The sequence below is a fragment of the Arthrobacter agilis genome, assembly GCF_002953615.1.
GTDB classification, from domain to species: Bacteria; Actinomycetota; Actinomycetes; order Actinomycetales; family Micrococcaceae; genus Arthrobacter_D; species Arthrobacter_D agilis_B.
This window is the reverse complement of sequence record NZ_CP024915.1, coordinates 1,940,229-1,950,908: the sequence shown is the minus strand read 5'-3', so window position 1 is coordinate 1,950,908 and position 10,680 is coordinate 1,940,229. Positions and strand designations below refer to the sequence as shown.

Annotated in this window: 13 protein-coding genes and 2 tRNA genes; 14 read left to right on the top strand and 1 reads right to left on the bottom strand. The window is 65.6% G+C overall.

Features of this window, described 5'->3' with window-relative positions; genetic code table 11:
• From CVO76_RS09465 to CVO76_RS09420, 10 genes are all read left to right on the top strand, one after another.
• Positions 1-284, top strand: a 284-nt coding sequence (locus CVO76_RS09465) for a sensor histidine kinase (protein WP_244185848.1), incomplete at its 5' end; no start/stop codon positions are given.
• Positions 281-955 carry a response regulator gene (locus CVO76_RS09460; RefSeq protein ID WP_133082350.1) on the top strand — a complete coding sequence of 225 codons (675 nt, stop codon included), beginning with the start codon at positions 281-283 and terminating at the stop codon, positions 953-955. The genes CVO76_RS09465 and CVO76_RS09460, both read left to right, overlap by 4 nt.
• 39 nt (positions 956-994) lie before the next feature.
• On the top strand, positions 995-1,651 hold the full coding sequence (locus CVO76_RS09455) for an MOSC domain-containing protein (RefSeq protein ID WP_208739072.1): 657 nt from the start codon (positions 995-997) through the stop codon (positions 1,649-1,651).
• A 267-nt stretch (positions 1,652-1,918) separates the two neighbouring features.
• A complete protein-coding gene (locus CVO76_RS09450) occupies positions 1,919-3,904 on the top strand; it encodes a DEAD/DEAH box helicase (RefSeq protein ID WP_133082352.1) in 1,986 nt (661 codons plus the stop codon).
• Between the two features lie 128 nt (positions 3,905-4,032).
• A tRNA-Thr gene (locus CVO76_RS09445) sits at positions 4,033-4,104 on the top strand.
• Positions 4,105-4,158: 54 nt separating this feature from the next.
• Positions 4,159-4,232: transfer RNA gene (locus CVO76_RS09440), tRNA-Met, on the top strand.
• Positions 4,233-4,559: 327 nt separating this feature from the next.
• Positions 4,560-4,751 (top strand): hypothetical protein, encoded by a 192-nt coding sequence (locus CVO76_RS09435; RefSeq protein WP_208739071.1) that lies wholly within the window; start codon positions 4,560-4,562, stop codon positions 4,749-4,751.
• A 59-nt stretch (positions 4,752-4,810) separates the two neighbouring features.
• A complete protein-coding gene (locus CVO76_RS09430) occupies positions 4,811-5,371 on the top strand; it encodes a hypothetical protein (protein WP_208739070.1) in 561 nt (186 codons plus the stop codon).
• A 288-nt stretch (positions 5,372-5,659) separates the two neighbouring features.
• Positions 5,660-5,854 (top strand): excisionase family DNA-binding protein, encoded by a 195-nt coding sequence (locus CVO76_RS09425; protein WP_208739069.1) that lies wholly within the window; start codon positions 5,660-5,662, stop codon positions 5,852-5,854.
• 36 nt (positions 5,855-5,890) lie between these two features.
• On the top strand, positions 5,891-6,262 hold the full coding sequence (locus tag CVO76_RS09420) for a hypothetical protein (RefSeq protein ID WP_208739068.1): 372 nt from the start codon (positions 5,891-5,893) through the stop codon (positions 6,260-6,262).
• A 253-nt stretch (positions 6,263-6,515) separates the two neighbouring features.
• Here the strand turns inward: CVO76_RS09420 and CVO76_RS09415 are convergent, their stop codons facing one another.
• Complete coding sequence (locus tag CVO76_RS09415) at positions 6,516-6,896, bottom strand: hypothetical protein (protein ID WP_208739067.1); 381 nt, start codon at positions 6,894-6,896, stop codon at positions 6,516-6,518.
• Between the two features lie 223 nt (positions 6,897-7,119).
• On the opposite strand from CVO76_RS09415, the gene CVO76_RS09410 reads away from it, so the two are divergent.
• The 4 genes from CVO76_RS09410 to CVO76_RS09395 all read left to right on the top strand — a co-directional run bounded on the left by CVO76_RS09410 (position 7,120) and on the right by CVO76_RS09395 (position 10,512).
• Complete coding sequence (locus tag CVO76_RS09410) at positions 7,120-7,542, top strand: hypothetical protein (RefSeq protein ID WP_208739066.1); 423 nt, start codon at positions 7,120-7,122, stop codon at positions 7,540-7,542.
• A gap of 320 nt (positions 7,543-7,862) precedes the next feature.
• Positions 7,863-8,438 carry a dihydrofolate reductase family protein gene (locus tag CVO76_RS09405; RefSeq protein ID WP_133082359.1) on the top strand — a complete coding sequence of 192 codons (576 nt, stop codon included), beginning with the start codon at positions 7,863-7,865 and terminating at the stop codon, positions 8,436-8,438.
• A 114-nt stretch (positions 8,439-8,552) separates the two neighbouring features.
• The gene (locus tag CVO76_RS09400; protein WP_208739065.1) at positions 8,553-9,392 is read left to right on the top strand and encodes a helix-turn-helix transcriptional regulator; all 840 of its coding nucleotides are present in this window, start codon (positions 8,553-8,555) and stop codon (positions 9,390-9,392) included.
• 178 nt (positions 9,393-9,570) lie between these two features.
• Positions 9,571-10,512 (top strand): SDR family oxidoreductase, encoded by a 942-nt coding sequence (locus CVO76_RS09395; protein ID WP_208739064.1) that lies wholly within the window; start codon positions 9,571-9,573, stop codon positions 10,510-10,512.
• The last annotated feature ends 168 nt before the right edge of the window (positions 10,513-10,680 follow it).

Genomic DNA, 10,680 nt, shown 5'->3' with positions numbered 1-10,680 from the left:
CCGGGCCCGTACCTCGCCGGCAGGCGCTCATCAACGGCTTCCCCGCGAGCGAGCTGCGCGTCATCGACCACGGCCAGGGGGTGTCCCGCGACGACGTGGACACCATGTTCCGCCCGTTCCAGCGCCTCGACGACGCGCCGTCCGGAGCCGGCGTCGGACTGGGCCTGGCCGTGGCGAAGGGATTCACCGAGGTCATGGGCGGCGTGCTCGACGCCGAGCAGACCCCTGGCGGTGGGCTGACGCTCGTGATCCGCCTGCCGATCTCGACCGGGGCGGACCTGTGACGCGGGTGCTGGTGGTCGACGACGAACCGCAACTCCTCCGCGCCCTCGAGATCAATCTCCGTGCCTACGGCTACCAGTGCGTCACAGCCGTCGACGGCGAGACCGCGCTCGCCGCTGCGGCAGAGCACCACCCGGACATCATCGTGCTGGATCTCGGCCTGCCGGACCTCGACGGGGTGGAGGTCATTCGTCGGATCCGCGGCTGGTCGCAGGTGCACATCATCGTGCTGTCCGCCCGCCATGGATCGCAGGACAAGGTCGATGCCCTCGACGCCGGGGCCGACGACTACGTGACGAAGCCCTTCGGCCTCGACGAACTGCTCGCGCGGCTCCGTGCGGCCGCCCGGCGTGCGGCCGTCGAGGCCGACGCACCCGTCCTCGAGACGCCCGATTTCCTGCTCGACGCCGGTGCGCGCCGGGTCGTGAAGGACGGGAAGGACGTCCGGCTGACGCCCACGGAGTGGAAGATCGTGGACCGGCTGATCGCGCATCCGGGCCGGCTCGTCTCCCAGCAGCAGCTCCTTCTCGATGTGTGGGGACCCGCCTACGCGAAGGACGTGCAGTACCTCCGCGTCTACATGGCGCAGCTGCGCAAGAAGCTAGAGCCCGATCCGGGCTCGCCGCGGTACTTCGTGACCGAGAGTGGGATGGGCTACCGCTTCGAACCCTGATCGGGAGCGCGGGTGCGGGCGCCGCATAGGATGGTCGCCATGACCACCGGTATCCTCCTCGCCGTCTGCCGCGTGCACGAACTCCTCCCCACGAAGGACTCGACCGGGGTCACTGCGATCGACAAGCGTGCGGTCGACGGGCCCGTGAACGTCCATCCGCTCGGACTCACCGGCGACATCCAGGCGAGCCGGAAGCACCACGGGGGACCGACGAAGGCCCTCTACGCCTACTCCCAGGACGACGCCGAGTTCTGGGCACAGCAGCTGGGGCGCGAGGTGACGCCCGGCCTGTTCGGGGAGAACCTCCGCGTCGCGGGGATCGACGCCTCCAACGCCGTTATCGGCGAGCGGTGGAGCGTGGGGGAGCAGGTGGTGCTCGAGGTCACGATGCCGAGGACGCCCTGCGTGAACTTCGCCCGGTACCTCGGCGAGAGGTCCTGGGTGAAGCGCTTCGCCGAGGCCAACAGGGTGGGCACCTACCTGAGCGTCGTGACCAAGGGGAGCGTCTCCGCGGGTGACACCATCCGGGTGACCAGCGTCCCCGAGCACGGTGTCACCGCTGCGCAGGTCTACGCGGGCCCCGACGAACGCCAGGCGCACGCACTGCTCGATGCCGCGGCGGCCGGACACCTCGCCCTCACCCCGCAGGTCCGCAAGGCCGCGCTGCAGGCCCTGAAGGTCGCCTCGCCGGCCTGACGTGCCGAACGTCACCTGCCGGATGGCCTCCTCGTGGAGCGCGACGGGGCGTACGTGCCGTAGACTGGAAACATCCCCCACACCGGTATTCCCTTTATTTCCGCCCCTTTCGGGCCGGATAGGTTGTGTTGGGGCTCGGAGCGAAGACTCGCGAGCAGATTCATCAGGGAGCGCCGGCTAGAAGAAACGTCACACATCACTGCTGAGAGAGCAGAGAACACAGTGTGACGAGGAGCTCGGCCTCGGGATTGAAACAGTGCCGGATCCATGTTCATTCGGCTCTGCGGGCTCCATCCTCAGGCCGTCCGGCACCTATCTGGAGGAATTCTTTCCGTGCCTGAAAACCTGTCCGAGCACATCACCGACACCACCCCCGTCACCGAGACCACCGCAGCGGTTCCCGCTCCGGAGTCCGACGACGACGGCGTGACCATCCGCTTCACCGAGCTCAATCTCGACGGCCGCATCCTCGCGGCTCTGAACGACCTCGGCTACGAGAAGCCCTCACCCATCCAGGCAGCAACCATCCCCGCGCTGCTCGAAGGTCGCGACGTCGTCGGCCTGGCCCAGACCGGCACCGGCAAGACGGCCGCGTTCGCCGTACCCGCGCTGTCGAAGATGGCGGAACTCGCAGACGTCAACGGCGGACCCAGCAAGAACACGCAGGTCCTGGTGCTCGCACCGACCCGCGAGCTCGCGCTGCAGGTGGCCGACGCCTTCACCTCCTACGCCAAGCACATGGAGGGCTTCACTGTCCTTCCCGTCTACGGCGGATCGCCCTACGGCCCCCAGCTCAACGGCCTCCGCCGCGGCGCGCAGGTCGTCGTCGGTACCCCGGGTCGCGTCATCGACCACATCGAGAAGGGGTCGCTGGACCTCTCCAACCTCGAGTACGTCGTCCTCGACGAGGCCGACGAGATGCTGCGCATGGGCTTCGCCGAGGACGTCGAGAAGATCCTCGGCTCGACGCCCGCCGAGAAGCAGGTTGCACTGTTCTCCGCGACCATGCCGCCGGCCATCCGCCGGATCGCCAAGAAGTACCTGAACGATCCGGCCGAGATCTCGGTCAAGGGCAAGACGACGACGGGCACCAACACGCGTCAGCGCTACCTGCAGGTCATGGGCCCGCACAAGCTCGACGCGATGACCCGCATCCTCGAGGTGGAGGACTACGACGGCATCATCGCCTTCGTCCGTACCAAGGCGGCCACGGAAGACCTGGCGGACAAGTTGCGTTCACGGGGCTTCACAGCCGCAGCCATCAACGGAGACATCCCCCAGCAGCAGCGCGAGCGCACCGTCGAGGCGCTGCGCGAGGGCAAGATCGACATCCTCGTCGCCACGGACGTCGCCGCCCGCGGCCTCGACGTGGAGCGCATCTCGCTCGTCGTGAACTACGACATCCCCAACGACACGGAGTCCTACGTCCACCGCATCGGTCGTACCGGCCGCGCAGGACGTTCGGGTGACGCGATCCTCTTCATCACCCCGCGTGAGAAGTACCTGCTCCGCTCGATCGAGAAGGCCACGCGCCAGCCCGTCGAGCAGATGCAGCTGCCCTCCACGGCGAAGATCAACGAACTGCGCCTCAGCAAGTTCGCGGACAAGATCACCCAGACGCTGGCAGGCAAGGACGTGGCACTGTTCCGCGACCTCATCGCGAACTACGAGCGCGAGCACGACGTGCCCGCCACCGAGATCGCCGCTGCCCTCGCCGTCATGGCGCAGGGCGGACAGCCGATCCTCGTCCAGGACATCCCCGTCGCTCCCGCCGGCCAGCGCGAGCGGGCCGAGGGCCGCAAGGACGCCTTCGGCTCCCGTGGCCCGACGCGCACCCTCACCGAGGGCAACGCCACCTACCGCATCGCGGTGGGGCGTCGCCAGCGCGTGATGCCGGGCTCGATCGTCGGCGCCATCGCCAACGAGGGCGGCCTGTCCTCCTCGCAGATCGGCGGCATCGACATCCGCGCCGACCACAGCCTCGTGGAGCTGCCCGCGGACCTGTCCACGGACCAGCTGCGTGCGCTCTCCAAGACGCGCATCGGCGGTGAGCTCATCCACCTCGAGCTCGACAAGGGACGCAAGCCCTCGGGTAACCGCGGTGCTGGCGAGTTCAAGAAGCCCTTCAAGAAGGACTTTCCGAAGCGCGACGGCGACACCCGTTTCTCGGGCGACGCCACCCGCAAGCCCCGCTACACCAAGGGTGCGGGAGCCGGAGCAGGACGCTCCAGCGCCCAGTCCGAGCAGTGGTAGGAACTAGCTAGTCGAACCCCGTCGGACCCGCGCCCCGCGCGGGTCCGACGCGGAATCAGGGGTCGGCCCGTTCGGGCCGCTGTCGATTTCGCACCAGCGGCAGGGAACTGGTAAAGTTTGTTGCTGTTGCCCCCCTAGCTCAGTGGTAGAGCGCGTTCTTGGTAAGAACGAGGTCACCGGATCGATTCCGGTGGGGGGCTCATGAATGAGGGGCCCGTGACGATCATCCGATCGGTGCGGGCAGCCTCATTTAGGGCGGTGTAGCTCAGCTGGTTAGAGCGCACGACTCATAATCGTGAGGTCGTGGGATCGAGTCCCACCACCGCTACAGACAAGACCCCCGGAGTCCTCGAGACTCCGGGGGTCTTCTTCTGTCTGCTGACGGCGTTGCTCGTACAGCACCGTCCCTGGGCGCCCTCATCCAGCCGGGGTGCGCCGACTCGTCCTTGTGAAGTGCGACGCCGGCGGCGGGACTCCGAAAGGTCATGGTCGGCCCGTATGCGACCAGGAGTCCGCGCTTGCCGCTCTCGGCGCCGTGCGCTGTCGCGCTCATGGGAAGCGGTCCTCGATGAACGCGAGGACGGCCTGTACCCTCGGTTCGAGCGGGACGTGATGCCCCGGAACCTCACTGCCGCATGTCGCGGCGGTGGGAGGAATGGAGAGCCTCGCTGTCCCGACCCTGGTTATCTATGCCGAGCACGGCAAGTCGACCACCGAGCAGAAGAACCGGTTCGTCGAGAGCGGCCGGAACGCCACGCGTGTCGACCTCACAGGTGTCTCGCCTGATGCCCACCTGGACGCCTTCGACCAATGGATCCTCGCTTCCACAGGATGCATCATCCGCTGAGGGATTCCCGACAGGGCCTCCTTGATGAGGCTGCTCTGGCGCATCCATAGGATGAGGGCATGAGTACGAAGCGGGAAACGGTCGAGTCGGTCCAGAGTGATGCCATCGCCGCCATCGCTCATGTCCGTGTGGTCGCTCAGGCAGAGGGGGACGAGGCGCGAATCCATGCCGCTGATCGGCTCCTTCGGCTGTTCGAGGACATCCAGGGGGAACATCATCTTCGTGAAGCCGCCTCGGATTCCCTGACCCTGTACGGAGGCATGGCGTCGTTCTCCGATGCCGGGACCGCCGAGTCCTCGTTCGCCGTCACCCGATTGGGTGCGGTATTGCGGCATGCCCGCACCTGGTCGACCCGCGATCAGGCGCCGATCGCTGTCCGGGTGACCGCGTACCCTCGCACCACCAGGTGGCTGCGTCGCGAGGTTCGAGGATTCCGCTATGACGCATTGTGGAGCGACGGTCGCGTCGATCGTGACATCGCCATGCTCAGCTCGACGTACGGACTCCCCACGACCGATCACGACACCATGTCGAAGGCTCTGGATGCCACGTGCCCGGTGACCGGGACCGGCCCTTGGATCGAGCACGGGACGGGTAGTCCTATCGAGGGGCCGGCTTAGGCCTCGGAGTCCATCGGTTGCCTCTGGTTCCTCATCGACTGCCCGGCAGGTTCGGGTCACTTCGCCCATCCACCGCTTGAAGCGTCGGCGGTGATGTGGTGCCAGCGTCCGTTGCGGGTGCGCCTCAGCATCCATCGGATGCGGTGACACCAGGAGCCGGCGGCCTGCCTGGTACTTGGTCGACGGGGCTGTGGAACAGGTAGTCACTACTCGTGTGTAACCAGCAGGAACAGTTCAGTGTTAAGACTGTGGCCAACGTGGCACACGATACGGGGAGCTGGGGTAGTCATGGCACAGAACACATCGATGACGACAGACCTTCTGACGGTCGCAGAAATAGCTGCCAGTATGCGGGTGTCGAAGATGACGGTGTATCGATTGATGCAGTCCGGGGCGATGGAGAGCATCCGCTTCGGTCGCTCCTACCGGGTGCCGAAGCTCGCGGTGCAGCGTTACCTCGAGTCAGTCAATTCCGGACACTGATGAATACCGGGGGTTACCAGCACTCGAAGGCACCCGATGATTCCTGTCTTTGACACGACCGCATTGGCGAAGCTCGTCGAAGATCTTGACCTGTACGTCGCACTGGACTTCCTGACCACCTTCAGCGCACTCCTGGCCGGTCGGATAGAGCGCATCGAACAGGCTTATCAAGACCATGACGAAGAAGAGATCACCACGGCGCTTCTGAGCCTGCAGGCCAGTGCGGCGATGGTGGGGGCAGCGCAACTAGAGGCATCAGCAACCCGCGCCCTCGGTCAGCAACCGACGAGAGCGAAGCACTCCGGCGCGTTGATCAGGAGGCTTGAGGGACAAGCCGACGTGTTCAGGGAGACCATCGCCACTCTCCCTATCGCGGCTGTACCGGCGACCTACGAGGCAACGGGGTAGATCTCGCCTGTCGGACCGGGCAAGAATTTATGAGTTCGGCACGGCAGTTGTCGCTCACGGGTTCCCATGATCGCCGTCATATTCTCGGTCAGGACCGGCTCGCGGGCATGAATAGTCATGTCCTCCAGCTCTGAAGCGCCCGATGGTCCTTCCCACTTCATGGGCGGGTTGCTAGGTTGCCCGGATGAGAGCGCAAGCAGTGACCATCGGTGTGCCAGTCCGTGATGTGGAATCAGCAGTTGCCTGGTATACATCAGCTTTCGAGCTTGGGGAGCCCGCGCAGATCCCTCTCGACGGTCTCGTCGAATTCGACCTCGGCCCTTTCTGGCTTCAGCTTGCGCTGGCTCCACAGCTCGCTGGGTGCGAGGGTTTGTCCGTCAACATCAGCGTCGAAGATGCCGCCGAAGAGCACATGAGGTTCAAGGAACTCGGGCTCCGGGTTAGCGAGCTGCGGCGGATTCAGGATGTCGTCGAGTTCTTCGAACTCACGGACATGGACGGCAATAAGATCGGCTTCGTCACGGAACTGAACTGATCCAGAAGTCTTCTTCCAGCGCCGGATGTCGATCCTGATACGGACGTCGGTCGGCCATCGAACGCTGTGAAAGCCACGCCACCCACCGCTGTGATTCACAGCTACAGGTTTTAGGGCTCCACGGGTGACTGGCGATGATCGGATGCGCGTGTAGCGGGTACATTCATTGCGACATTCGGTGTGGCCGGCGTTCCGCTACCCCCGGCGGTCACCGCATCAAGGGGGCTCGATGCTCCAATCCGGAGCTACGCGTCAGAAGCGCCTGTGCCCGTTGATAGCGTCATGACGAGGTAATGCTCTGGCGGCTGTCGAGGGGGCGATGATGCACTTCAAGCAGGCAGCAGCGGCAACAGCCCTGGCTTCGACACTGATCCTGATCGGCGGATGCAGTGGTGCTGAATACGGCATCACGGCCCTGGACCGGGAGGCCACCGCGGCGGACCGGTTACCGGACGTCGTCATAGACGAGAGCGTGAACGCGGACTCGGTCAGGAAGGTGGCCGAGCAGAATCAGGTTGCCTACTTCATAGGAGCGATGAATGACGACCAGGGCTACTGCGCGTACGCGGTCGACAACGACGACTTCATCGGAGGGTGTGGCCGCGGTCATGGTCAATTGGTCACCGTCTCGCCAGGGGGAAGCTGGAGTCTGCCTCAGCTGACGCTGGTCTTGGACTTGTACGACACAGCTGATCTGAACCGCGACAACTGGGTTGAGGTCCACACCAACATCTTCGCCCGGTAGAGCCGGAGGTGACTGCACCTGACGGGATCCCCCGTCGCGCGTCCTACCCTTCGCGTTACCGACGAAGGATTCGCCTGCGACACCGACGATCCCCTCGAGAACACCGCCGCCGATGTGGGCTACACCTCCGTCTACGCCTTCAGCCGAGCGTTCCACCGCGAACGCTCGCTTCCGCCCGGGCGATACCGGACGTGCTCCCGCGCGGATCAGGAGCCCACATGAGACTCAGAACCATTCACCAAGGCAACCGATGAATTCCTGCTGCGCGCTGCGTCTACCGTGTACATGTAGGCAACTGGATGAACCAAGGGAGGTTTTTGATGTCACGGGAACTGGTGTGGACGGGATTCATGTCGCTGGATGGTGTGGTCGATTCCCCCGGTGGGGTCGAAGAGGGGCACCGCGGTGGCGGATGGGTTTTCAGCACCGAGTTCCTTCCTGAGGCTTTCGCCCTCAAAGAGGAGGAGTTGGCGGAGACGACAGCGCTCATGTTCGGGCGCCGCAGCTATGAAGCGTTCGCGCCCATCTGGGTCGGATCGGAGGACCATGCGGCCTACAAGGACCTTCCGAAGTACGTCGTCTCGACGAGTCTTGACGAGCACGCGCTCATCGACGGGTGGGGCCCGTCGGAGATCCTGCGATCCGTCGAGGATATAGCCGCACTCAAGCAGGGCGACGGCGGCGCGATCTTCGTCCACGGCAGTGCCGAACTCGCGCGGGCCCTCGCCGATGCGAATCTCGTCGACCGGTACAACCTCCTCGTGTTCCCAGTCCTGCTGGGTGCCGGGAAGAGACTCTTCAGCACCATGGACAGGGACCGGCAACAGCTGCGCCTTCGCGAGTCCGAGAACTACCCCAATGGTGTCGTGAAGGCCGTCTACGACGTCGTCCACTGAGGCGGGCTCGACGAACGCCTCGACCGGAAAGCGCTCCATGGGTGGATCGGCAGACCCTGGATGGTCGAGCGTCGACTTGCTGGACGGAAGACCTGCCATGAAGGGAAGGTCCGCATGATCGATCGTGACGGTCTGGGCTCGTTTCTGCGACTTCGTCGTGAATCGCTGCAGCCGGAGGACGTCGGCCTGATGAGGGGTCAGCGGCGGAGGACCAGTGGTCTGCGCCGCGAGGAAGTGGCCGGACTGTGCCACATGTCGACCGACTATTACGCCCGATTGGAGCGCGGCACAGGACCTCACCCCTCGGAGCAGATGATCGCCGCCATCGCTCAGGGGCTGCATCTGACTCTCGGTGAACGGGATCATCTCTTTCGCCTCGCCGGACATGCGCCCCCGCCACGGGGCTCGGCGAGCGAGTTCGTGAGCCCCGGGTTGATGAGGATCCTCGACCGGCTGACCGATACGCCGGCGGAGATCATCACCGAGGTGGGCGACACCCTCCGGCAGACCCCGCTCGGCCTGGCCGTACTCGGTGATGCCTCATTGCGTACGGGCCCAGGACGCAGTATCGGGTACCGCTGGTTCACCGACCCGTCAGTCAGGGAAGCATATCCACCTGAGGAACGTGAGCAGCTGTCCCGCGTCTACGCCTCGGGCCTGCGCGAGCTCATCGCGCTCCGCGGGTCGGGTTCAAGGGCCGCTGAACTCGCGGCACTCCTGCAGGACGATGCGGACTTCCGCCGGGTGTGGGACGCGCAGGACGTGGGCGTGCTGCCACCCGAGTTCAAACGGTTCCTCCATCCCACCGTGGGGCGCCTAGACCTGAACTGCCAGACCCTGCTCGATCCGGACCAGTCCCATCGCCTGCTCGTCTACACGGCCGTGCCGGGCAGCGACAGCCACGAGAAACTGCAACTGCTGACCGTCATCGGCACGCAGACCATCAGCAACTGATCGTTCCTCTCCGCATCGTGCGTCGCAGCCCGCGACACCAGGCGTCGCAGCATCGCCTCCTGTCCGCTGTTTCGTCATCCGTGGATCGACAGGTCCTGGCTGGGGTGTGGCAACCGGTACAGCATGAACTCAGGCACCGATTCCGGTGATCACCCGGCCTCTACCGAAGGACCCTCAGATGCCACAGAACCACGACCTTCCCATCCCTGACCTGGCCGGACAGCTCGCCGTCGTCACCGGCGCCAGCGACGGCATCGGCGCCGTCATCGCCGCCCGCCTCGCACAGGCTGGAGCCGAGGTCATCATGCCCGTCCGCAACCCGGACAAGGGGGCCGCCGTGGCCGAACGCATCCGCACGACCATCGACGGCGCGAGCGTCAGCACCCGATCCCTGGACCTGTCCTCCCTGGCATCCGTCGCCACCCTCGTCACCACCCTCGCCGCCGAGGGACGGCCCATCAACATCCTGGTCAACAACGCCGGCGTGATGCGCCCACCCACTCGACAGGTCACCCGTGACCGGTTCGAGCTGCAATGGGGTACGAACCACCTCGCCCACTTCGCCCTCACCCTGGGCCTGTTGCCGCTCCTGAAGGAAGGCCGCGCACGGGTCACCCACCAGAGCAGCGTCGCCGCGAGGAAGGGCTTCCTGAACTGGGACGACCTGAACCACGAGCACAGCTACGACGTCATGACGGCCTACACCGGATCCAAGATCGCCGTCGGCCTGTTCGCCCGCGAACTCGACGCAAGGAGCCGCGTCGAAGGATGGGGTATCAGCAGCAACCTCTCACACCCCGGCATCTCACCGACGAACCTGTTGGCCGCACAGCCCGGGATGGGCCGCGACCGCATACCGCCGGAGCGCCGCCTCATCGGAGTCCTCTCCCGGGTCGGCTTGGCCGGCACCCCGCAGAGCGCGGCATTGCCGGCGCTCATGGCAGCCACTGCGCCCGACCCCAGCGGCGACCAGTTCTTCGGACCCAGGCGCACCACCGGCGGACGCCCCGTCGCCCGGGAACATTGGGCACCCATGACGGACATGAACGACGCGCGCCGCATCTGGGAGGTCTCCGAACACCTCGTCGGCATGAAGGCCCCACACCGCTCATCCTCGTAGTTCACGGAGCACGACGCCCGGGCACGACGACGCCGGGGCACGACGACGCCCGGCAGGCGAACCTGCCGGGCCCCGATCCGAGGATCGCGTGCAGTGCTAGCGCTTGCCCGCCGCCGCGTCCTTCACGGATTGGGGGGTCTTGCGACCCAGTTGCTGGTCGAGGGCCAC